Below are 24,959 nucleotides of genomic sequence, written 5' to 3' on the forward strand. Positions count from 1 at the left end.
TTCAATAGTTATTATTTAATATTATCCCTACAGTTCTTTTTCACATTTTCCTTTTAAAAATATAGCAAGTAAAATAGTGCTTTTGCTATAGTTACAGGATAGATTATGCTTATTTTGAATTAAGGCATTATACTAATTCCATTGGGAATCTCTCCAACTTCAATAGTATTAATAACTTCATTTAACTCTGTGTCAATTACATTTACTGTATTGTCATACATATTTGTTACATATGCGAGTTTACTATCAGGGCTTGTAACAACCCCGTGGGAACCATTACCTACTTCAATTGTTGAAACCACTTCTTTTGTTGTAATGTCGACTTTGGATACTGAATGAGAAGGAGCATCTTCTGTACCTTGATTCGCTACATATGCAAATTTGTCATTATGATCAATATAAACTTGTGCTGGCCCTTGCCCAACGGATACTTTTTCAACTGTATCTGTTTCCAAATCAATAATGGAAAGTGCATTTTCCGTATTCAATGTAGCAACTAATGTTTTACCATCTGAAGTTATACCAACGGTTACAGGAGCTGCTCCTACTTTAATTCTCTTTTCTTCTTTCATAGTCTCTAAATTTATAACACTTACACTATCTTCACCCATGTTTGCAATATAAGCTAATCTACTATCTTTGGATATACGGAACCCATGTGGTCCTTTACCGGTATCAATTGTTTGCACCACAGAGTAATTTGAAGTATCAATGATGGAGACATTATTGTCTTCATTATTTGCAACAAGTACAAACTCTCCATTATTAGTGAATACAACATGTGCAGGATGATTACCAACTTCCACTTTACTTATTAACTCATCTGATTCCGTATTATAAAAGAGAACTGACCCTTTCATAGACATCGTTCCATGATCCCCATGGTTCATTTGAGGAACTAGTGTTGCGGCAAGAACTTTACCATCTGGTGAAACTTGAACATTGTGTACGGAACCTTCTAGTTTGATGGATGATACAACTTGATCTGTTTCTGCATTTATTTTAGTAATACTACCACCTTCGTCAGCTGTAAATATAAAATTCCCTAATGTGTCATCCGCTGTTGCTTGTTCATTTGTATCGGAAACCTCTTTTTCTGTAGTAGTAGTCTCCTTTGAAACAGATTCGGTCGGTGTAGTTTCCCCACAGCCCGCTAGTATTAATACAAAAGCTAATAAAGTTAATATGCTAATTGATATTTTTCGCATATAAAATTTCCTCCTTTTTGTGAATCTATAGTCATAATAAGGAGATTAGGTGACCCTAAATGTGATAAATATCACTCGTTTAAAAAAAGTGGTCAAAATGATTACAACTTATTGAAATTCATAGTTTCTGCAAATTTAGTGTTTATACTTTTATATTTTTAACGTTTTATTTATATTGTTATTTGTCGATATATAAAATATCCTCTCCGAATTATTTGATGGGAAAATTATGATTTACTAATTACTAATTGGGAATAGTTTATTAACCCTATGAAGTGTCTAATTTGGTGCTTTTAACTAAACAAAAAGAGCTGTTAGTTTAACAGCCCTTAGTGACATAAATCTATTCAACTGGTGATAATTCACTCTCTGTAACCCATTTGTGATTCGTTACCATCTCGCCACCTGTGGTAGGCATAAAATCAACCATATAAACTGTAGTTTCTACTGCGGAATCTATCACCGCAGTAGAACTTTCCATTCCCTGCATATGAGTTGCCTCGATAGTAACTTCGGTCCCTGGCTCCAATGGTTCTTGACCAGCATCCTGAATTTCTTCATGAATGACCCATTTGTGATTTTCTACCCGCTCTCCACCGTTTGATGGAGTATAAGAGATAGAATAGACTGTTGTATTGTATGCACCAACAATAGTTGCTTCGGCGCCTTTCATACCACTCATATGGTCTGATTCAATAATAGCATTACTCCCAACCTCATATGTAGGGTTTTCCGTTACTTGAAGATTTTCGGGTACTTCTCCAGAACCTGAGTGTTCCATATTAGCATGTGGATCTGTTTCTGTTTCGTTTTCTCCGGTTGTGCCAGAATCCATATCCATTTCCGCTCCTTCATCTTGATTTGTTTCGTTATTATTGTCTGCACATGCGGTTAATACGAATATGGAGGCTAGTGTGAAAATACCTATTAATATTTTGTTAATCATATGATAGTTACTCCTTTCATTTCAAGGTTCTTTATTACGATTCCCTACAAATATGCAAAATATATGCAGATAATATTACAACTACATTAAAATCATACCTTTCAACATAAAATTATTATCATGTTTTGCATATTTTCTTGATAATTTAATTGTATACTTATTGTAGATACCTAATATAAGAAGGTGGAAATAATGAATTTCATGCATGGATCTAATTTGCCCATGTTAGTTATGATGACCTTTTGGATAGTCTTAATAATTATTGGTTTTTACCTCATATCAAATTACTTAAAAGGAGGAGAAAAAAGGGATTCAATTGATATTTTAAAGGAAAGATTAGCAAAAGGAGAAATAGATGAAGCTGAATATCAACGGTTGAAATCTGTTTTAGAAAATAAAATGTAGAAATCTGTATTTGTCTTTTAAATTTCCTTTATATAAAATATTAGTGATTAATGTAAGTCTAGTAAATGTAATATGAAAGTTGAGGACATTGATAAAGTGATAAGAAAAGCAACGATTATACTAACCATAATAATAGGATTACTAATAGCCGGTTGTACTAATAGCGATAATAAGGAATTTGAAGCCTCCTTTAAAGGTACTGTCGATCATGTACATGGTATGGGGTATGCCGGTGATGACAATGGATTATATTTTGCTACTCATACTGGTTTAAAAATATACCGCGATGGTACTTGGTTTGAAACTACGAAAAATAATAATGATTACATGGGATTTAATGCTGTTGATAAAGGTTTTTATACATCGGGACATCCGGGTAAAGATTCCGATTTACCTAATCCGATTGGAATACAAAGAAGTTTTGATGGTGGGAGAACACTAGAGAGCTTAAAGTTTGAAGGTGAAACAGATTTCCATGCAATGGCGGTTGGATATCAAAGTCATGATATTTTCCTAATGAATCCATCTAAAAACTCTGAGTTGGAAGTGGGACTTTATCTAAGCACAGATGATACAAAATCATGGGAGAGTGTAGAAGCTTCCGGTCTTGAAGGAGATATCCTTGCATTGGCGATTCATCCTACTGATTCTAACTATGTTGCAGCAGCGACTTCAACTGGTGTTTATATTTCAAAAGACGCTGGAACAAGTTTTGAGATAATAACAGATTCCGCCCAAGGTACAGCAGTATTTTTTAACGAAGAAAACTTATATTATGCAAGTTATGGCACTGTTCCATCATTGGTCAAACATAATCTAACAAATGGGGAAGAAGAAAAAATTAATTTGCCAGATTTAACGGAGGATGGTCCTGTGTATATTGCTCAAAACCCTCAAAATGCCCAAGAAATTGCCATTTATACAGTAAAGGGGCAAGCGTATCTATCAAATGATGGTGGAGAAACTTGGAATCAACTTTTAGAAAATGGCAAAGTAAAGTAAGAGAGTTGAAAAGAAATGTTTGATCTATTTAATCAAATTAGTGGAATGTTAAGTGGACCGATTCATGGGCTTGCGTATGGTTTTGAGCATATTCCATTATTATTTGCCTTTTTTCTAGGATTAGTAGGAGCTGTTGCACCATGCCAGCTAACGAGTAATGTAAGTGCTATTACTATTTATGGAAATAAATCTTTAATAGATAAGGTTCCTTGGTTGCATGTGTTTTTATTTATTCTGGGTAAGATTCTAGTTTTTTCTGCACTCGGAATTATAATTTGGTTACTTGGGAAGGAAGCAAATAGTTCATTAACACAATTATTTCCTGTTGTTAGAAAAGCTATGGGGCCTTTACTTATCCTTATTGGATTATTTATGATTGGTTTATTTCGATTTAATAGGGGACTAGGGGTAATTAAACTACCAAAGGGGTTAAAAGATAGCTATTTGGGGAGTTTTTTAATGGGTGTAAGTTTTACCTTAGCATTTTGTCCAACAATGTTTATTCTGTTTATTTTAACACTAATGCCAGTTGTCCTGACTACATCATATGGAGTCATATTACCATCTATTTTTGCGATAGGTACATCATTACCTCTGATACTAGTAATATTTCTGATTTGGTATTTTGGGGCAAGTGGTGTAATTCTCAAAAAAAGCAGGAAAATAGGTGCTGTAACTCAAAAGGTTGCTGGTGTAATACTACTGGTTATAGGTATTTTTGATACTTTAACCTATTGGGTATAAATATAGCAAGTAAAATAAATCGAGACAAATGTTTGTTGGGAATTTCTATTTTACAATTGGTACTACAAAGAAAACCTACTGAAAAGTCTTCAGTAGGTTTTTCTAGTTAGATTCATCCATAATATTACTTAATTTTATATTAATTATCTAAATAATTCACCCTGGCTAACAAGTTTTATTACATGTAAGTAACAATAATTAAATAAATATTTCACACCGTCTTTTTCACATTTTCTGCACAAATAAGTTATAAAATTACAAAGAATACTTGGCCTAAAGAATTAAAATACTACAACAATCGGGTGATAACATGAAAAAGATGGGTTTTATTTTAACAAATTTAATTGTATTGAACTTACTTTTACCAATAGTGACTTTTGGGCATTCTAATACATCTCCTCCAAGCCTAAACAGTGAAGCAGCAATTATAATTGAAGCAAAATCTGGTGCAGTTATATATGAGGAAAATTCGAACGCAAAAATGTATCCTGCAAGTTTAACTAAAATTGCAACAGCTATTTATGCCATAGAAAATGGCAACCTAGATGAAGTTGTAACTGTTAGTGAAAACGCCAGAGGTACAGTTGGATCTAGTGTTTATTTGGAAGAGGGGGAAAAAATAACCTTATTACAGCTTGTACAGGGGTTATTAGTTAATTCGGGGAATGATGCAGGTGTAGCGATAGCAGAACATCTGAGTGGTAGTACTGAGCGATTTTCCCATGATATTAATGAATATTTAGAAAACAAGATTGGGGTTCAAAATACAAACTTTATAAATCCACATGGATTATTTAATACAGATCATTTAACAACTGCAGAAGATTTGGCTAAAATCACACAGTACGCCATTGAAAATGAAACATTTAAAGAAATTTTTGCGTTAAAAGAAGTAAATTGGGATGGCGAGACATGGGATACCACCCTTTATACGCATCACAAGCTAATGAGGGAAATACCATATGAGGGTATCACAGGGGGGAAGACAGGTTTTGTAGAAGAATCAGGTTATACATTAGCTACAACTGCCGAAAGAGATAATCTTAGCTTAATCATCATTACCTTGAATAGTGAACACGAAATGGAGGCATATACAGACACAACAAATCTATTAAACTATGCATTTGAAAACTATAAAACTTCGAAAGTCTCCGCTGGGACTACATTTAAAGTTGAAAATAAAGAATATCAATTGTCAAAGGATTACTATTATACTCATTTGATTAATGAGCAGGTAAAATTTGAGACAAATAATAGCGGTGTGTTAAATATTATTACTGAGGAAAATGAAATTTTGGCCTCGACACAGTTAAGCAGTACTCAAGTAGAAGAATTAGCAAATAATACAACTCAGGGAAAAAATGATATTGTTAAGGGGAACAATAAAGAAAGTAGTATATTTTTATTTAGTAAATATATGAATGAGTTGATTTATATTGTATTAATGTTATCTTTTGGGATATTGGGCCTAGTGTATTATCAAAATCGAAAAGTATTATAATAATAACTCTCTCAAATAAAATGCATTTAAGTATACTGATAGATACAAATTTTTTTAAGTGAAAATGAAAAATCTACTGCCACAAAATTGGAATAATTATCATTTATTATGGGTTTATTTGGTGAAGAAACATCCAAATTACAACTCTTATTACACTAGCCCGTCATTATACTGTAAAAGAGGTCTTTTATGTTTAACAAACTATCGCTTAAAATTGGTATGTTGTTTTTTGTTTTTATACTAATCATCGAGATTCTTGTTTATTTTATTCTCTATACAACTATCGCAAATGAACGAATAGAAGAGGTAATGGACAGTTTATTAGCAAGGGCAAACACCCATAGTGCTATTTTAGAGAATAACTTTAATAGTTCTACAATGGAACATGTAGCTATCATGGAGTCAGAATCTGAATATGCAGTAATTATTACAGACGAGGATGGTAATGTCTTAATAAACTCAGATCCTATAGAAAAAGAAATGTTAGATATTATTGAACATACCGATTACGAAGAAATACCTAGTGGTGGAAAAGTTTTAGAGCAACGATGGACGGAAAGACAATATATTGCTGCAGATAGTCCAATTAATATTAATGGAGACCACCATGGCCATGTAATTATGTTCGCCAATACTAATATAGTTAAAAACATGGTTAATCATTTAAGTGATCAATTTGTCTGGATAGGAATAACTACAGTAATTCTTACAATTATTACGGTATTCTTCCTGTCTCGATTTATTACAATACCGTTAATGAAAATGAAACAAGCGACGGAGCAGCTAAGCAAGGGGAAAACTAAAGTATCGTTACATACAGACCGAAAAGATGAGTTAGGTGAACTAGCTAGTACCATAATGAAGTTATCCAATGATTTAGAACGATTAAAAAAGGATAGAAACGAATTTTTAGCAAGTGTCTCTCATGAACTAAGAACCCCGCTAACTTATATTAAAGGGTATGCAGACATCATTAATAAACAGGATATATCTATTCATGAAAGAAAGGAATATCTTGATATTATACGCGAAGAGACGAATCAATTGACAGTTTTAATAAGAAATTTGTTTGAATTAGCTAAAATGGACGAAAATAGATTCATTATAAATAGAAGAAAGGTAGAACTTAGAAAACTAATCCAAACTGTTGAAGAACTAATCAGACCTGGCTTAGAAGAAAGAAATATTAGGTTTTCAGTTATTTGTCCCGAAAATATAATTGCTAATATTGACCCGGAAAGAATACAGCAGGTCTTATTAAATATTCTAGATAACGCAATTAAACATACGAGTCCGGGGGAAACCATCTCAATTAGGGTTATACAAAATGAAATGGAAATAAAAATAACTATTGAGGATGAAGGGGAAGGGATTCCAAAGGAGGACCTACCTTATTTATTTGACCGTTTATATCGTGTTGAAAAGTCTCGCTCTAGAGAAAGTGGAGGTACAGGGTTAGGTTTGGCAATAGCAAAGGAAATTATAGAATCCCATGAAGGAAGAATTGAAATTCAAAGTAAGATTGGAAAAGGAACCAGTGTTAATATATTTCTTAAGAGGTGATTGGGTTGGTGAAAGTATTATTAGTTGACGATGAAAAGCGAATGTTAGATTTGCTAGAATTATATTTAAGAGCACATAAGTATAAATCAAAAAAAGCTTTAAGTGCCAAAGAAGCATTATCGTACTTAGAAGAAGAGACTTTTGACATTGTATTAATTGATATTATGATGCCTGAGATGAATGGTTGGGATTTATGCCGTACAATTAGAAAAAATTCCGACGTTCCAATTATTATGGTTACCGCCCGTGAACAGAAAGAGGATATCGTTAAAGGGCTGAAATTAGGTGCGGATGATTATATTACCAAACCATTTGATGAAGAGGAATTATTGGCCAGAATAGAAGCTTTATTACGTAGAAGTAGCACAGCAAACAAAATAGAGGTAAATGGATTATTATGGAATGAGGATGAGTTCGAGTTATCTTATAATAATAAACTGATTAAATTAACACCTAAAGAATTTACCATGTTGGGGTATTTGATGAAAAAACCAAATCAAGTATACACAAGAGAGCAATTAATCGAGTTAATTTGGGGATATGAATCACAGACCGATGGAAGAACGGTTGATTCTCATGTCCGTAATATTCGCGATAAAATTCGCCAGGTGGGTTTTCCAATTGAAGATTATTTCCTAACTGTTTGGGGACTTGGATATAAGTGGGTTAATAAAATTTAGTAATTGAAATTAGTCACTGGAACAAAGTCTATGTTCATGATTTTATCACAAATCCACACAAAAGTAGTAACAAACAATCAATTTTATTGTATACCATACAGGGGTATGGTAATATGTGAATAGGGATAGAAAATAAAGTAGATGTTAACAGTAGAATATCTTAAAAAGGAGAGTGGTAATAATGGATAAGCACCATCATGAAAATCATAACCACCACAAACATAGTGGACATGATCACCATAATCATAAAGAACATATGGGACATGAACATCACAATGGTAGTGAAAATCATGAGCATCACGAACACCATAATCAACATGAACACATGGAACATGGACATCACAATCATGAACAACACGAGCACCATAGAGACCATAACCAACAACATAACGGTCATGAACATCATAATCATAGCCATGCTCACCATGGACATGGAGGACATGGAGGACACCACGAGCATATGGTAGAAGACTTTAAGAAGCGTTTTTGGATTTCATTAGTCCTAGCAATACCAGTTTCTTATTTGTCACCTATGATTCAAATGCTTATTGGCTATGAAGTGAACTTTACGGGGGATACCCTTGTACTTTTCATACTTTCTACTATTGTATTTTTCTATGGTGGAAAGCCGTTCTTGCTTGGTGCATGGGATGAACTTAAAGGTAAATCTCCTGGCATGATGATGTTAATTACACTAGCTATAGTGGCTGCTTATGTATACAGTACCTTAACAGCATTTTTTATCGAGGGTAGTGATTTCTTCTTTGAACTAGCTACACTTATTGTCATTATGCTACTAGGACATTGGATAGAAATGAAATCCCTTATGGGTGCTTCCAAGGCATTGGAGGAGTTAATTAAATTAATGCCCAAAGAAGCTCACAAATTAGATGAGTCAGGCAATATTATTGAAGTAACAGTAGAGGATTTACAGCCAGGGGACCGAATCTTAGTTAAGTCGGGTGAAAAGATTCCTATTGATGGTGAAATATACGAAGGTGAGTCTACAGTGGACGAGTCCATGCTTACTGGTGAATCGGTACCGGTCGAAAAGGGTCCTGGAATGGAAGCGATTGGTGGAGCTGTCAATGGTGACGGTGTTTTAAAGATAAAGGTAAGTAAAACAGGAAATGATACGTACCTATCTCAAGTAATAAAATTAGTGAGTGACGCTGAAAAGACCAAATCAAAAGCTCAAGGATTTGCCGACATTGCAGCCAAATGGTTATTCTATGTTGCTGTTGTTGTAGGGATTATAACTTTCGCCGTCTGGTGGACTACTGGGGATGTAGATTTTGCCCTAGAACGAATGGTTACCGTTTTAATTATTGCTTGTCCACACGCACTTGGTTTAGCAACACCTCTAGTAACATCTAGATCTACTGCCATTGCAGCTAAAAATGGTTTGTTAATTCGAAATAGAATAGCGTTTGAAAGTGCATTTAAATTGGATCGAGTGGTGTTTGATAAAACAGGTACCCTTACGGAAGGTAATTTTGGTGTTACGGATGTTCATCCAATTGAGGGTATTAGTGAAGAAGAGTTATTAAAACTAGCTTATTCTGTTGAAACACAATCAGACCATCCCATAGCTAAAGGAATTGTCAAAGAAGGAAAAGAACGTAATTTATATCCCTATGATGTTAGGGATTATCAAAATCTAACTGGTAAGGGATTAGTAGCAAAAATAGGAGAAGATGAAATAGCTGTTATAAGTCCCGGTGCTATGAGAGCCAATAAAATTTCTTTCGATGAAAAAAACTATGAACAATTGGCTTTACAAGGAAAAACAGTTGTATTTGTCCTTAAAAATAATACTTTGCAAGGAATGATAGCACTCGCTGATATTATCCGTGAATCTTCTTACAAGGTTATAAAAGAGTTGAGTGATCTCGGAATTGAGACTGTTATGATGACTGGGGACAATAGCCGTGTTGCAAATTATGTGGGTGAAAAACTAGGAATTTCTAAAGTTATTGCCGAAGTACTTCCCCATGAGAAATCAAACAATGTTAAGTATTTAAAACAAGACGGGAAAAAGGTTGCTATGATTGGTGATGGAATTAACGATGCACCTGCTTTAGCAGAGGCCGATTTGGGAATTGCAATTGGAGCAGGCACAGACGTTGCAATTGAGACCGCTGATGTTGTGTTGGTAAACAGCAATCCGGTAGATATTTTAAGTATCCTTAAACTGTCGAAAGCAAGTCGTAGAAAAATGGTTCAAAACTTGGGCTGGGCTGCTGGATATAATATCCTTGCGATCCCACTAGCTGCTGGTGTACTTTATAATATTGGGATAGTGATAACACCAGCTGTTGGCGCAGCAATAATGTCACTTAGTACAATTATATGTGCCATCAATGCTCAATTATTAAAGATTGACTAACCGAATAATATATCGTGGCTAAGCAAGAATATCTTGTTTAGCCATTTTTTTATTCTGGCAATTGCTTATGTCATAAAGATTTCATTAAATCTTGACAGTTTATGCATATATTTTTCCTACAATTAAACGGATTGTACTTATGAATACTTTTCAATTAAAAGCGCTTAGGAGTTGACGTATATGAGCTTAGAGGAAGCTAAGAGGAAAAAGAAAGATAAAAAAAGAAATCGCTTTATTTTTAGAACATCTATTTTGGTGCTATTGGCAGGGGCCATAATATTTGCATTAGTTTCTAATTTGCAAGGAGATACAACTATTTATCGGGTTGGGGATACAGCACCGGATTTCCAATTAAATCAGATTAATAATTATAACGATTTAGAAACGGTGCGCTTAAGCGATTTTAGTGGAAAAGGGGTTATGTTAAATTTTTGGGGAACCTGGTGTAAACCATGTGAGGAAGAAATGCCATATATGCAAGCACTCTACCCTGAATATCAAGAAAAAGGTGTAGAGATTATTGCGGTAAATCTTGATGCAACAGAGTTTGTAGTAGATAAATTTATCGATAAATATGACTTAACTTTCCCTGTACCACACGATACAAAAGATCAAGTTCGTGACTTGTATAAAGTAGGTCCTCTTCCAAGTACCTTTTTTATAAGTCCTGAGGGAGAAATAGTTGAAGTTGTAGAAGGTGGACTTTCACTTGAACGATTAGAAGGATACCTTAAACAAATTCAACCCACGGAATCATAAGCCAGAGAGGGATGTAAATGAAGCATATAAAATGTGAATGTGGTCATGTAAATCCAGAGGGCACTGTCCTTTGTGAAGCATGTGGTAAACCAATAGAAGGAAATCAGCATATTGATGGAAACGATAAAAAGAAACTATTAAATATGCGCTATGAAGGAAGTGCGAGAAGGTCTACTACATTTAACAAATCAATAGTTGACAAAGTATGGAGTTTTTTCTCCTCGGTTAAGGTTGGTGTATGGTTAATTGTTATTGCATTAATTGCATCCGGAATTGGTACTATATTACCACTTGAACAATACATTCCAGCAAATGCAATATCACGAGATCCAGCAATATTTTATCCGGAGACTTACGGATTATTTGGAAAAGTATATTATCAATTGGGTTTTCACAACTTATATAGTTCCTGGTGGTATCTCATTATATTAGCATCCATTGGGGTATCATTAGTAATTTGTAGTATTGATCGATTCGTCCCACTATATCGAGCATTAAAGCGTCAAAAGGCTAAGCGACATGAATCCTTTATTAATAGACAGCGTTTTTATAGTCAAACTGAAGTAGTTTCTCAGGAAGAAATTAATACAGTCAAGAAACGTCTGCAAAAGCAACGCTATCGAATTAAAGAAGAAAATGGACATATAGTCGCGGAGAAAGGCAGATTTTCTAGATGGGGTCCTTATGTCAATCATATTGGTCTTATTATCATTCTCATTGCAGCATTATTGAGAACAACTTCCTTTTTCTATTTAAGTGAGTATGTTTGGGTAAGAGACGGGGAACTTACAGTCATTCCCGGCACAGACAGCGAGTATTATATCGAGAATAAGAAATTCATATTAGATACATATGATATAAATGATAAACGTTTTAAAGATGCTCTTGCAAAAGAGGGGAGAATAATTCCTAGTAACTTCCAGACAAATGTTACTATTTTTAAGGCTGAGGAACCCGAAGTAATCGGTGTTGAAGAGGACCTAGTAAAAATTAATGATTTTGAAATAAGAATGAATGAACCAGCAAAATTTGGTGGTTATATTTTATATCAACAAGGCTATCAAATAAATGAATTTTCGAAGATGACCTTTAAAATCTATCAATTGAATGATCCAGAGGCTGAAGCATTAGGGGAATTTACAGTTGATTTATTTGACCCCAAAACAGAGTACGAGATTGATAGTGAATTCAGAGTAGAAGTGGTTGAATACTATCCAGATTATACATTAACCGAAGATCAGGTAAGGTCTAAGACAAAAGATTCCAATAATCCTGCATTCGTGTTTAACTTATATCCTCCTGGTAGTGAAGATGCTGAGATTAGTTTTGTAGGTGACGTTATCGGTTCGGCAGAGGATTTAGGGATAGACACTTCCGCTGTTGACCTACAGCCAATGGGTAATGTTATCGGGTCATTCGCACCTTCAATTGACCCTACTGGTGAAAATCAATATCGTATTTTAATTGATTCCATAGAATTTGACCGTAAGAGTGGCTTAAGTATTAAAAGGGATTATACCATTCCATTTTTTGTATTAGGCACACTAATCTTTATGATAGGTGTCATCCAAGGTATGTATTGGCAGCACAGAAGAATTTGGATACATCCAAAAAAAGAAGGTATTCTTTTAGCTGCTCATACCAATAAGAACTGGTTTGGACTTAAAAAGGATATTGAAAAAGTAATCGACGGGACTTCCATTCAAATGGTGGAAGAACAAAAAGAGGATGATTAGGGAGGACAATCATGGAGGGCTTATTAAATGCGAGTAGTACAATGCTGTTCACTGCATTCATATTGTACTTAGTTGCAACATTATTTTTCGGTGCAACTATTAAAGAGAAGAATAGTGAACAAAAAAAATCTGGTTTTGCTGGAAAACTAGCAATAACACTAACCATACTTGGGTTAGTTGCGCAGCTAATCTACTTTATTACAAGATGGATGGCCTCAGGACATGCTCCAGTTAGTAATATGTTCGAATTTGTTACTTTCCTTGGTATGTGTTTAGTGTTAGCGTTTATTATTATCTATTTAATTTACAAATTAAACATTTTAGGTTTATTTGCATTACCGATTGCTATGATTTTTATTGCATATGCAAGTGTGTTTCCAACAGAAATTGCACCACTAGTTCCATCATTAAAAAGCTACTGGTTATATATTCATGTAACTACTGTTGCTTTAGGGTCAGGCATTTTATTTGTTAGCTTTGTTGCAGGATTAATGTACTTAATTCGCCAAGTTGATCAACGTAAACGTGATGCTCGAGTTGTTTCATTAGAAGTAGTTTTATACTTCATATTCCTGTTATTAGGGTTTATTCTTATTTCTTCCGTATTTAGTGCTATGAATTATAGTGCAATTTTTGAATATGATTTAAATGGTAAGAGGGTAATGACAGAATATGAGTTACCAGCAATTGCTGCACCGAATGAAAGCACTCTAGTAACAGAAGGTGTAATGAAACCGTGGTTTGAAACCCCTTCATGGATGCAGGGTTCTCATGCCGGAAGAAAATTTAACAGTGTTATTTGGTCAATGGTTGTAGGGTCAGCTCTCTATGGATTGACTCGGTTGCTGTTACGGAAGCGTGTAGGTGCGGCAATTAGTCCGCTACTTAAAAAAGTAAACCCCGAGTTATTGGATGAGATCAATTATCGTGCAGTAGCAATTGGGTTTCCAATCTTCACATTGGGCGGGTTAATTTTTGCCTCTATTTGGGCTCAAGAAGCATGGGGACGCTTCTGGGGCTGGGATCCAAAAGAAGTTTGGGCACTTATCACCTGGTTCTTCTATGCTGCATACTTACATTTAAGACTTTCACGCGGTTGGCATGGAGAAAAGTCAGCGTGGCTAGCTATAATAGGTTTTGGGATAATATTATTTAACCTAATTGTTGTAAATTTAGTGATAGCAGGGCTTCATTCCTATGCATAATGCAATTGATTGATGTTACTTTAAACTGTTTTTAATATAACCCTAATATAAGCATTTTAAAAACTATCACCGTGAAAATGGTGATAGTTTTTAATAGAAGTTGAATATACAATGATATAACTTCTATTTTAGCCCGACAAATCATAGATTAAATAGAGGTGATATTTTGAAGAATGCTAATAATAGGGTAAGAATATTTTCAATAATATTAATCAGTTTATTTGTTCCAATGACAATTATTATAACTATGGTAATAAATAATTCAAATATGAAAAACAATATGCTTGCACAACTTATTAACTCAGATGAATTTTCTAAGGTTTTTTTATCTATAATGGGAGAAGAAATTCCCAATTTTAAAGAGTATATAGACAATGAATATAATACTCCTTCCATTGGTAACTTGTTATTAGAATCAATAACCGGAATTAATACTGATAACCTCAATATGTTACTAATCAGTGAAATTCCAGGATTCAGTCATAATAATGTGATTTATGTGGCTGGCCAGGGTTCAGATTATTCAAATCTCCCTCAAGAGTCTCCACCGCCAGACTTTGATGAACTACTCAAGACAGAAGGTCCTGATAATGATAATCATCATGTTCCAAATCTAACTACAGATAAACCAAATAATCCAACAGTTTTTATCTATCAATCTCATAGTTGGGAAGGATATCTACCTTTAATGGCAGAGCATGGGAGGACTAGTGACTCTTCAAGTATTAATAATAATGAAAATGTAGTTCTAGTTGGTTCCATGCTAACAAAAAAATTGAAAGAATATGGTGTTTATGCGGTACAGGACGAAACTAACATTGCTAAGGCCTTAAAGGATAGGGGATGGAATTATAGCCATTCTTATCAACTGTCTCGTGAACTTATCGAAACTACAGTTTCTAAAAATGAAGATATAACGTATTTAATTGATATACATCGAGATTCAGCGACGAGAGATATAACAACTATCACCATTAATGGAAAAAGTTATGCAAGGCTATATTTTGTAGTTGGGAAAGAATATGCTAATTATGAGGAGAATTTATTATTCGCTAAAGAGCTTCATGAGAAACTTGAAGAGAAGTATCCTGGACTTAGTAGAGGTGTTTATTTAAAAACAAGTTCTGAGGGAAATGGTGTCTATAATCAGGATATATCAAATAGATCTCTATTAATAGAAATGGGTGGGATTGAAAACAATAAAAAAGAACTATCCAATACAATTGACGCATTTTCCGATGTTTTTATGGAAAAGTATGAGGGAGTTATTGAGGTTATTGCTCCAAATCAAGGTTAAAGATTCCAAATTCAACTAAGAATCAGGGCGGGTTTGATATTAACTTTAAAAGGTATGCAAGGAACTTATCCTTGCATACCTTAATATTTTAAATTTACTTATTCAGGCTGATTATCTACTTTACCTGTATCTGTATAAAATGGTTCAAAATTATTGTATTCAACTGTTGTAACCATTCCACTAGATGCGTGATGTAAATCATGGCAGTGGAATAACCAGTTACCAGGATTATCCGCAACGAATGCTACTTCATAAGTTTCCCCATACTTAACGTTCAATGTATCTTTGATAATAGGGGAACCTTGAAGTTCCTCTCCATTTTTACTTAGAATTTGGAAGAAGTGACCATGAAGATGCATAGGATGATCAGCTTTATCCATACTGTTATTGGTAAGTGTAACTTTCACTTTGTCTCCTTTATCTACCTCAATAGGAGGTACGTCTGGATAGGTTGCTCCATTTATAGTCCATACCATGCCCATTTCTTCTTCAGAACTCATTGCAGTATTAAGCTCCATCTCGTACTCTACATCAAAATTATCATTTAAATTAAATTGAGATTCTGTTTTCTCTCCAAGCTTCGTGATATCTACTGTATCCGGTGTTAGAAAATGTTCAGCCTTTTGGCCATTTCCATCTTCATATACGATATCCATTTTCATGTCCTGAGCAGCTTCCATTTCTCCATGACAATCGATGGTAAAGTCACCACTGCCATCCGCAACAAATTCAACGTCAACACGTTCCCCAGGTGCAACTTCAATAACTGAGCCAGCTATTATTTGTGGATTATTCACTTTTTGTCCATCAACATGTGTCACTTTATAATCAACCGGAATATGAATCTGATGTGCCATATAGCCTGCATTTACAAATCGTAACTTTACAGTTTCGCCTTCCTTTACGAACAACGGCTCATTATTTTCGTAAGTCTTTCCATTCATGGTGAAAATATCATAAGATGACATATCATGAGCCATCATATCGCTCATGTCCGATGATTCCATATCCATACCGCCATGATCCATGCCTTCCATATCATCCATGTCACCCATATCACCATGGTCCATACCATCCATATTCATATCATTTTCCTCATGACTACCTGATTCCCATTCATCTAGAACTAAAGTATAGTCTCTATCGACGTCAGCATCATCCTCAGATTCAACAATAATCGTTCCATATAACCCCTTATCTAATTGCTCAACACCATTTTGATGGGAATGATACCAATATGTTCCTGGATCATTTGCTAGAAATTCATAGGTGTATGTTTCCCCTGGAAGGACAGCATCCTGTGTAACACCCGGAATCCCGTCTTGAGTATTAGGAACAGGAATACCATGCCAATGAATGGATACAGGTTCTTCTAATTCATTGGTTAGGTTAACCTTTACTACTTCACCTTGTTTTACACGTATTTGTTCACCCGGAACAGTACCATTGTAGGTCCAAGCAGTTATAGTTTTTTCTGAACTTAATTCCCATTCTGTTTCTTGGGCAGTGAGATTAAATTCATTAATTTTCTTGCCATCTAAATTTTCTGCTTTAACTTGTACTACCTCAGAAACAGTTTCCTCTGAATTGGATGTATCATCTTTCTCATTATTAGATCCATTAGATTGGTCCGTACATGCCGCTAAAATCGCAATAATAGTAATTAAGAGAGATGTTATTATAAATTTTTTCATGTCTTGTTTCCTCCTTTTCCAAATTGAGTGTACTAAAGAAATGTGAAGAAAATATGCATTTTTAATAACTGAAATGTGACAAAACTGATTTACCATCTAATTTTCTTGGTTTATTATATTGTAATTGTTATTGCTAAGGGTTAAAATGTTTCCATAAGGAAACTTTTTGTTACGTGGGCATATCATGATAGAAATCCTACTAGAAGGAGAGGAAAGTATGATTGATGTTTTTATAGGATTTCCCCCAGTAATTCAAGCAATGATAGCAACACTTTTCACTTGGGGAATGACGGCACTAGGAGCCGCTTTGGTATTCACTACAAAATCATTTAACCAAAGATTATTAGACAGTATGTTGGGGTTTGCCGGTGGAGTAATGATTGCAGCCAGTTTTTGGTCATTATTATCTCCTGCTCTAGATATGGCAGAGGGAGGTAGAGTACCTGTTTGGATTCCTGCTGCAGTTGGTTTTATGTTAGGTGGAGGAGTCTTATGGGCGGTAGATAAAATAATTCCGCATCTTCATCCTAATTCTTCAATAGGTCAGGCAGAGGGGCTGCATTCCAAAAAAGTTAAGAGAAGTACACTATTGGTGCTTGCTATAACCTTACACAATATTCCAGAAGGTTTAGCGATAGGCGTTGCTTTTGGAGCGCTAGCTACGGATTCTGCATCTGCTTCAATAGCTGGAGCAATTGCTTTAGCCATTGGTATTGGAATTCAGAACTTTCCTGAAGGGGTAGCTGTATCTATGCCGTTACGAAGGGATGGAATGTCTAGAAGAAAGAGTTTTTATTATGGTCAATTCTCTGGTATGGTTGAACCTATTTCAGCTGTTGTAGGTGTATTAGCAGTGTCGATGGTTGAGCCACTTTTACCATACGCTCTAAGTTTTGCGGCAGGAGCAATGATATTTGTTGTGGCAGAAGAAGTAATCCCGGGTTCTCAAGAGAAGGGGAATAAGGATCTTGCCTCTATGAGTTTAATGATTGGATTTACCGTGATGATGATTTTAGATGTTGCTCTTGGTTAGAGTTCAAGGGATTCAATTTGAAGTTAACAGATGAATTGCAATTTCCAAAGAACAGTTTGAAATCAATACGGTTAATGATAGTTCAAATGAATTTTATTTGATTGTAAACTCAAAAAAAGTTAAAGTAAATAAAATGCCTTCCATACTCAAATGGGAGGCATTTTATTTCAAAATAGTTAGTTTAGAGTACGAACAATATATAATGCTAAATTAAAATCCTTCACTAATGTGAAATTAACATTTTATTAAACTATAAATCTTAAAAGGATGATTATTCAATAAGGGCTTTTCTTATAAATAGATCGTTAACGTATAAAACTGTATCAGTATCAAAATAAGTAGGTAATTTAAAACTTTGCTTGTACTGCTCATGACCCTTACCAGTAATAACAATCCAGTCACCTTTTTGACTATGTTCAATAGCCCATTTTATAGCCATTGTTCGATCTCCGATAATCATACCTTTTTCATTTCCATATGAATGGTTTAAATAACTGAGAGTTCTTATCATCTCATTCTTGGAAACAGAATTTAAATCATCTAATGTCAAAATATATCGGGTACTTAGTTCGGAGGTAACAGATAACATTCCTTGCCTTTTACTCAAATCCCTACCACCACGAAAGCCAAATACATGTGTTATTCTTTTTGCACCTTTCAGGTTTGCGGTTCTTAAACAATGAAAAATTGCATCAGCAGTATGAGCATAGTCGACAACAGCTGTTGCTCCATTGGACAGTTTATAAATTTCAAATCTCCCTCTGACACCCTTAAAATTAATAATTGTTTCAAGAATGGATTCACTCTCTAATCCCATTATCCTTGAAGTTCCATATGCCATAACACTATTGTACATATTATGAATTCCTTCCATAGGAGAAAAAATATCACTTTCGATTTTATTATCCATAATCGTTACGATAGAGTTCTTTGAGTTGAAATTTATTATATTAAACTTACACTTAGGTTTTTGTCCAATTGAGTAAACAATTTTTCCTTGGCCATCTAATATCTTTGCTAATTCGTCACCCCAATAATTATCTATGTTAATAATTGCTTGTCCATCTTCTTTTAGATAGTCAAACAATAACATTTTGGTTCTAAAGTATTCTTCCATCGTTTTGTGGTAGTCCAAGTGTTCATGTTCTAGATTTGTAAACAAGCATAAATCAAAAGCTAAACCTTCAACCCGATGTTGGGTTAAGCCATGGGAAGAGATTTCAATAATAATCACCTCATCCTTGCTCTCAGCTATAAGTTTGTGTAAATCTAATGAGCTTGGTGTGGTGTTTGTACTGTTTTTTATCTCACCATTGATTATGTTTTGTATGGTGCCAATTAAAGAACAAGTTTTACCGTTACTTTCTAAAATGTGTTTTAAAAGGTGACTGGTTGTTGTTTTTCCGTTCGTCCCAGTAATTCCAATCATAATTTTATTTTTCGAGGGATCGCGATAAAAGTTTCTCGATAGGATCCCCAATGTTTTTCTACTATCGTCAACCTGTACATATGGTATGGGTAAATCATCAATTTCTTTTTCACCTACTACAAGACATGCACCATTATTAATAGCATCTTTTATGTAATCATGACCATCGGCGTTATGCCCCTTAATGGCTACAAAAACATAATTGATATTTATGTCAGATGAACTGTAAGCAATACCATCAATAATTAGTTCTTCCGTTTCTTGCTTTATATTATTTAGAATTTCAATTCCATCCAATAATTGTTCGATTTTCATATATAAAATAGACTCCTTAGATAGAAATAAGATTAACTACTTAATTTTAAATTTAAAATATGGAGTTATTGTGCAGATTTATAACTGTAATAATCACTTAATGTTTTTAACAATATTTGTAAATGAAATGTGTTCTATTAGCAAAATAGAAATAATATAACTTCACCTAATCTTCATGATGTACAGATATAGGGTAGTATGCAGTATAGAAATAAACTATATGCTGAAAATAATAAATGAAAATACCAAGAAAGGATGGTGACCGGGACCAATTATGACCACTCACAGTGAAGATGATAAAATTAAATTAGCTGATACAGATATGAAAAAGATTAAAGTAATCTTATTGTTAGCATTTCCGGCTATAATAGAGAACCTTTTCCAGACGATTTTAGGATTTGTTGATACATATTTTGTGTCAAAGCTCGGATTAGTAGAGGTTTCCGCTGTTGGTGTTACGAATGCGGTATTAGCTATTTACTTCGCACTATTTATGGCCATAGGTGTAGCAGCAAATGTATATATTGCTAACTTCTTAGGTGCAAATAAAGTAGAAAAGGCAAGACATATAGCACAACAATCCCTTATTTTAGCCTCAGTATTTGGTGTTATAACCGGTATTATTACGCTACTTTTTGCGGAGGAACTTTTGCAATTAATGGGCATTGAGGCCAATGTGTTAGCGGCAGGTACTATGTACTTTAAAATAGTAGCCATACCCTCGATTTTTATGTCTCTTATGTTTGTAGCAAGCGCAATCTTGCGTGGGGCAGGGGATACGAAATCTCCAATGAAAATAAGTATTATCGTAAATATCATTAATGCTGTACTAGATTATATTTTTATCTTTGGATTCTGGGTTATTCCTGGTATGGGGATTGTAGGGGCTGCAATTGCTACCGTGATAGCTCGTGTAATTGGTGCTATAGGATTACTACTATATATTCAACGGTCAGAATTAATAAAATTTAAAAAGGAATACTGGAAGTTAGACAAAACACATATGAAAGAATTAATGGTTCTTGGTAGTCCAGCAGCTGGGGAAAGGTTAATTATGAGAGCTGGGCAAGTTGTATACTTTAGCTTTGTGGTGGCACTAGGAACCAATGTATTTGCGGCTCATCAAATAGCAGGAAATATAGAAGTTTTTTCCTATATGATTGGGTATGGTTTTGCTACTGCAGTGACTATTTTGGTAGGGCAGCAATTGGGTGCAGGAAATCAACAAGAAGCTACAAAATACGCTAAACTATCCGCTTTTTTAGCCGTAGGATTTATGACTATTTTTGGTGCATTGCTGTTTTTCTTTGGAGAATGGGCTGGTGGATTCTTCTCACAGGATCCACAGGTTAAAGAAGACATAGGGACCGCCTTAAAAGTTTCGGGAGTTTTTCAACCTTTTCTAGCAGTTGTACTGACATTAACTGGTGCCTTTCAAGGCGCAAATAATACGAAATTTCCAATGTATTTAACTGGAGTTGGAATGTGGGCAGTGCGTACACTATTTGTATATGTGTTAGGCATTAAACTTGGATGGGGGTTGTTAGGGGTTTGGATAGCTATTGGCTTAGATACTGGACTAAGAGCCTTAGTGCTTATCATACAATTTAAACGCAACAGATGGATTGTTGAAAAGACTGATCAAAGAGAAGATCCAGAGTCTCATTGTCATCCTCAAACAACAAAAGAGAATATGTCTTCGTGTGTTAACAACTACTAGGTCGAAAAAATATATTTAAGCATGTTAGACATGAAAAGAAAGGTAAATAAAGAGTTGTCCACCATGAACAACTCTTTATTACTTGATTATTTAACTATTAATGTTGATTTCATTTCACTATGACCTTCGCCACACGGAATGCTACAATAGATTATGTATTCCCCAGGTTGATCAGGTGTAAATGATGCTTTACCATCACCCTCAATATTTACATCAAATTCATCAATTGCAATCCCATGCATACCCTCATTATTTGTTAGGGAGATAGAGACTTCCTCACCAGCATTTACGCTGTATTCAGCTTGGTCAAACTCCCAATTGGTTGCTTTGATCTCAACCACATTGTTCGAGGTAGCTTCCCCAGTATGTGAAGAATTACTGTTATCCGTGTCACTACTATTAGTTTGCCCACATGCTGCTAATACCAAAACTAGCCCTATTGTAATCAATGCCAATAATCCTTTATTCATAGAAATTCCTCCTTAACAATTTTGATATTCTTACTAATGATAACTCTAGAATACAATTGTCTACTTTCTGTGCAGAAAGAAGGACTTCTTTGTGAACAAATTATAAATTAGCTATTGGGTATGAAAGTATTACTTGAGAATTGAAAAGAGCATTGATTCAACAAAAAATCTGTTTTTATTATTATATTCTGTAATTCTCACGAAACCTCCATTGTTCCTATCATTCCCGACTCTTTATGACCAGGTATTGTGCAAACAAACTTATATACCCCAGGTTCAGTAGGAGTAAAAGAAATGGATTGTTCTTCTCCAGGGGCAGCATGGAGATGAATAGTATTTGCGGTATTCTCATGATGATGGTTAGAGTTTTGCTGCACATTCGATGGAGTAAAACCGATAATTTCAAGATCATGTTCTATCTTACCAGTATTCATTATGGATAAAGTTATCGTTTCACCGGCCTTGACGTTAACATTATTAGGTAGAAAATCATATTCGTTTGCTTTGATTATCAAGCTATTTTTGCTATCTTTATGTTCAGAGTGATTATGCTCTGCTGAACCTGTTTCTATAAAGACGGGGCCAGTTTGATTGAAAACAAAAAATAAAAAGCCAAATAGGAACACAGGTATTAACGGATTGTATAAAAGAGATAATTCTTTTCCGATATTCTCTTTTTGCATCATATAAACTAGAATCAGCATGGTTGCGAGGAATAAAAAAAACATAATTTTAACAATGGCTTCATGATATTCCATTGCAATCATCGCTCCTAGCATAGCACCCATCATTCCACCCATCAAACCTGATAACAGACCATCTAGAACGGCCATGACACTGACGGGGATTCCCGCTAAAAATCCGACAGTCATCCCTGCAGCCATTCCTAATAAGGTAGCTATAAAAAAGTTTTCTAATAATAGTATTCCAAAGATAATACCGAGAAGTAATCCAACACTCATTCCTAGTGTCATTGCAATCATCATACCAGTCATACAGGGTACTTTTCTTCTATTGTAAAATGTTTTTCCAATAATAATAGTTGATAATAGAAAAGTGATTAAAAATATCAAATACAAAGTTGTTCCCATTTTGTTCAAACCCCTCTCTTTACTTGTCCAATTTTGAAGTTAATTAATTATATGTCTGTCCATACTAAAAATATTCTTTTTATGAGAAAAGGCAGGGAGGAGGAGTCATCATTTGAATTAGAGTATTCATAAGAGGACGCAGATAAATGATCCTAACTATTTTCAAAATGATAACATTGATTAATTAGTGGCTAATTGTGGCAATTTTGTGAGGTTTAGTAAACCTGCACAATTTCTGCATTATTTGAGTCTATATTTGGAAGTAATGTTTAAATTTATGATTGGAATTGCTTAATTGTAAATTTACATGATAAAAGTGAAATGTAGTTTTATATAATTTGAACTATATAATTGTCAAAAGGAGTTTCTAGAGATTCTATTATGACAATCAGAGGGGGGATTGAATTGGACGAAATTAATATTTTTCTTGCTTTTGGTGCGGGCTTTCTATCTTTTATTTCACCATGTTGCTTACCGCTTTATCCTGCTTTTATATCATATATTACTGGAATGAGCGTTAGTGAAGTAAAAGAAGAGAATAAAAAAATGAATAAACGAGCGATTTTACATACCATTTTCTTTTTAATTGGTTTTTCCAGCATTTTTATCATGATAGGATTTACGACATCCTTTATCTCTGAATTCTTATTAATATATCAAGATATCATTAGACAAATTGGTGCTATATTAATTATTTTCTTTGGATTAGTTATTGTAGGAGTTCTTAATTTTAAGTTTCTTATGAAGGATAGGAGAATATCGTTTAAAAACCGTCCAGGTGGATTTTTTGGATCATTTTTAATTGGGATGGCATTCTCATTAGGGTGGACACCTTGTACAGGACCAATATTAGCCATTGTATTGTCGCTGGCTGCTACCAATCCAGATGTTGGCATGGTGATGATGATAGCTTATGTATTAGGATTTTCAATTCCATTCTTTGTACTATCCTTCTTTGTAGGACGAATAAAATGGATTAAAAAACATAGTGTCAAAATTATAAAAGTTGGCGGATATATTATGATTCTCATGGGAGTTGCGCTATTCTTCGATTGGCTAACTAAACTGACTTCCTTTTTAGCAGGTTGGTTTGGATTTTATGGATTCTAGTTATTATAGTTAATGTTGGAAAATGACGATGCAGCTAATTTGACTGCAAATATGAGTAGAAACATAGGAAAATAGAGAAAAACCACTGTTTAAATTGAGTGGTTTTTCTTGCTTAATAAATATATTGAGCTATTATTCTATACTGATTTATGATTGTGATTTACATTCTAGTACCACAAACTGGTTATCAATAGATTTATATACTTGAAACATGTCCCCCTTTTCTAAACACAGATTCTTTTTTAATTCTACTGGAATCCGGATAGCCCCTTTTCTAGTAATAATCATTATGTTTTCTAATGTTTCATTGGTTAACTTCTGAATAATCAATCCTCTTGAAGTGCTTGTCATACTGACTGTTACTTCATCTCCAGCAAGTAATGCTAGTGCTTTTCTTACAGTTTTTGGAATTGTGATACTTTGATGTTTATTAAGGATACAATACAATCCTGTATCAATAAGTTGAATTTGTATATCTTGAAAAATAACTATGTTAAACATAAATAAACACCCTCAAAATTTATTTGTTAAATTATAGCTATAAAGTATCAAAAATGTATGCAGAAAATATAGAAAATGCATTTGAAAATATAACTACTACTATCCAAAATAAACTTATATACATTAGAACGATACGAAAGAACTAATATTATTATTATTAT

The 24,959-nt window shown here is 34.2% G+C and carries 21 protein-coding genes; 14 read left to right on the forward strand and 7 right to left on the reverse strand.

Features of this window, described 5'->3' with window-relative positions:
• Window positions 1–119 precede the first annotated feature (119 nt).
• Both TE34_RS18035 and TE34_RS18040 read right to left on the reverse strand, forming a co-directional pair.
• Complete coding sequence (locus TE34_RS18035; RefSeq protein ID WP_047982438.1) at window positions 120–1,208, reverse strand: YncE family protein; 1,089 nt, start codon at window positions 1,206–1,208, stop codon at window positions 120–122.
• Window positions 1,209–1,551: 343 nt separating this feature from the next.
• Complete coding sequence (locus TE34_RS18040) at window positions 1,552–2,154, reverse strand: YdhK family protein (RefSeq protein WP_047986213.1); 603 nt, start codon at window positions 2,152–2,154, stop codon at window positions 1,552–1,554.
• A gap of 192 nt (window positions 2,155–2,346) precedes the next feature.
• Between TE34_RS18040 and TE34_RS18045 the strand changes: the two genes are divergently transcribed.
• The 11 genes from TE34_RS18045 to spoIIP all read left to right on the forward strand — a co-directional run bounded on the left by TE34_RS18045 (window position 2,347) and on the right by spoIIP (window position 15,435).
• Window positions 2,347–2,559, forward strand: a complete 213-nt coding sequence (locus TE34_RS18045; RefSeq protein WP_047986214.1) for an SHOCT domain-containing protein — start codon at window positions 2,347–2,349, stop codon at window positions 2,557–2,559.
• Window positions 2,560–2,655: 96 nt separating this feature from the next.
• Complete coding sequence (locus tag TE34_RS18050) at window positions 2,656–3,561, forward strand: F510_1955 family glycosylhydrolase (RefSeq protein WP_084710779.1); 906 nt, start codon at window positions 2,656–2,658, stop codon at window positions 3,559–3,561.
• Window positions 3,562–3,576: 15 nt separating this feature from the next.
• Window positions 3,577–4,305 carry a cytochrome c biogenesis CcdA family protein gene (locus TE34_RS18055; protein WP_047986216.1) on the forward strand — a complete coding sequence of 243 codons (729 nt, stop codon included), beginning with the start codon at window positions 3,577–3,579 and terminating at the stop codon, window positions 4,303–4,305.
• Window positions 4,306–4,615: 310 nt separating this feature from the next.
• On the forward strand, window positions 4,616–5,806 hold the full coding sequence (locus tag TE34_RS18060; protein WP_053075134.1) for a D-alanyl-D-alanine carboxypeptidase family protein: 1,191 nt from the start codon (window positions 4,616–4,618) through the stop codon (window positions 5,804–5,806).
• A 189-nt stretch (window positions 5,807–5,995) separates the two neighbouring features.
• Window positions 5,996–7,369, forward strand: a complete 1,374-nt coding sequence (locus TE34_RS18065) for a sensor histidine kinase (protein ID WP_047986217.1) — start codon at window positions 5,996–5,998, stop codon at window positions 7,367–7,369.
• A 5-nt stretch (window positions 7,370–7,374) separates the two neighbouring features.
• Window positions 7,375–8,049 carry a response regulator transcription factor gene (locus TE34_RS18070; protein ID WP_047982432.1) on the forward strand — a complete coding sequence of 225 codons (675 nt, stop codon included), beginning with the start codon at window positions 7,375–7,377 and terminating at the stop codon, window positions 8,047–8,049.
• A 181-nt stretch (window positions 8,050–8,230) separates the two neighbouring features.
• Window positions 8,231–10,438, forward strand: coding sequence for a copper-translocating P-type ATPase (locus tag TE34_RS18075; protein WP_084710776.1), 2,208 nt, complete (start codon window positions 8,231–8,233; stop codon window positions 10,436–10,438).
• Window positions 10,439–10,618: 180 nt separating this feature from the next.
• On the forward strand, window positions 10,619–11,197 hold the full coding sequence (gene resA / locus TE34_RS18080) for a thiol-disulfide oxidoreductase ResA (protein ID WP_047986218.1): 579 nt from the start codon (window positions 10,619–10,621) through the stop codon (window positions 11,195–11,197).
• A gap of 17 nt (window positions 11,198–11,214) precedes the next feature.
• Entirely contained in the window at window positions 11,215–12,933 is a 1,719-nt protein-coding gene (gene resB / locus TE34_RS18085; RefSeq protein WP_047986219.1) for a cytochrome c biogenesis protein ResB, read from the forward strand.
• A gap of 11 nt (window positions 12,934–12,944) precedes the next feature.
• On the forward strand, window positions 12,945–14,138 hold the full coding sequence (gene ccsB, locus TE34_RS18090; RefSeq protein WP_047986220.1) for a c-type cytochrome biogenesis protein CcsB: 1,194 nt from the start codon (window positions 12,945–12,947) through the stop codon (window positions 14,136–14,138).
• 166 nt (window positions 14,139–14,304) lie between these two features.
• A complete protein-coding gene (spoIIP, locus tag TE34_RS18095; RefSeq protein WP_053075135.1) occupies window positions 14,305–15,435 on the forward strand; it encodes a stage II sporulation protein P in 1,131 nt (376 codons plus the stop codon).
• Window positions 15,436–15,533: 98 nt separating this feature from the next.
• Here the strand turns inward: spoIIP and TE34_RS18100 are convergent, their stop codons facing one another.
• The gene (locus TE34_RS18100) at window positions 15,534–17,129 is read right to left on the reverse strand and encodes a multicopper oxidase family protein (protein ID WP_047982427.1); all 1,596 of its coding nucleotides are present in this window, start codon (window positions 17,127–17,129) and stop codon (window positions 15,534–15,536) included.
• Between the two features lie 217 nt (window positions 17,130–17,346).
• Between TE34_RS18100 and TE34_RS18105 the strand changes: the two genes are divergently transcribed.
• Window positions 17,347–18,162: a ZIP family metal transporter gene (locus TE34_RS18105; RefSeq protein ID WP_047982426.1), complete on the forward strand. Its 816-nt coding sequence runs from the start codon at window positions 17,347–17,349 to the stop codon at window positions 18,160–18,162.
• Between the two features lie 271 nt (window positions 18,163–18,433).
• On the opposite strand, the gene TE34_RS18110 is transcribed toward TE34_RS18105, so the two are convergent.
• The gene (locus TE34_RS18110; protein WP_047982425.1) at window positions 18,434–19,906 is read right to left on the reverse strand and encodes a UDP-N-acetylmuramoyl-L-alanyl-D-glutamate--2,6-diaminopimelate ligase; all 1,473 of its coding nucleotides are present in this window, start codon (window positions 19,904–19,906) and stop codon (window positions 18,434–18,436) included.
• Window positions 19,907–20,180: 274 nt separating this feature from the next.
• Here TE34_RS18110 and TE34_RS18115 point away from each other — a divergent pair, with 274 nt between their 5' ends.
• A complete protein-coding gene (locus TE34_RS18115) occupies window positions 20,181–21,626 on the forward strand; it encodes an MATE family efflux transporter (RefSeq protein ID WP_047982424.1) in 1,446 nt (481 codons plus the stop codon).
• 86 nt (window positions 21,627–21,712) lie between these two features.
• On the opposite strand, the gene TE34_RS18120 is transcribed toward TE34_RS18115, so the two are convergent.
• Window positions 21,713–22,096 (reverse strand): cupredoxin domain-containing protein, encoded by a 384-nt coding sequence (locus TE34_RS18120; RefSeq protein ID WP_047982423.1) that lies wholly within the window; start codon window positions 22,094–22,096, stop codon window positions 21,713–21,715.
• A gap of 197 nt (window positions 22,097–22,293) precedes the next feature.
• Window positions 22,294–23,187 (reverse strand): cupredoxin domain-containing protein, encoded by an 894-nt coding sequence (locus tag TE34_RS18125; RefSeq protein WP_053072017.1) that lies wholly within the window; start codon window positions 23,185–23,187, stop codon window positions 22,294–22,296.
• Between the two features lie 405 nt (window positions 23,188–23,592).
• Here TE34_RS18125 and TE34_RS18130 point away from each other — a divergent pair, with 405 nt between their 5' ends.
• Window positions 23,593–24,297 carry a cytochrome c biogenesis CcdA family protein gene (locus TE34_RS18130; protein ID WP_047982422.1) on the forward strand — a complete coding sequence of 235 codons (705 nt, stop codon included), beginning with the start codon at window positions 23,593–23,595 and terminating at the stop codon, window positions 24,295–24,297.
• 147 nt (window positions 24,298–24,444) lie between these two features.
• On the opposite strand, the gene TE34_RS18135 is transcribed toward TE34_RS18130, so the two are convergent.
• A complete protein-coding gene (locus tag TE34_RS18135) occupies window positions 24,445–24,798 on the reverse strand; it encodes an AbrB/MazE/SpoVT family DNA-binding domain-containing protein (RefSeq protein ID WP_047982421.1) in 354 nt (117 codons plus the stop codon).
• Window positions 24,799–24,959 lie beyond the last annotated feature (161 nt).

The organism is Ornithinibacillus californiensis (assembly GCF_001038485.1).
Classification (GTDB): Bacteria; Bacillota; Bacilli; order Bacillales; family Amphibacillaceae; genus Ornithinibacillus; species Ornithinibacillus californiensis.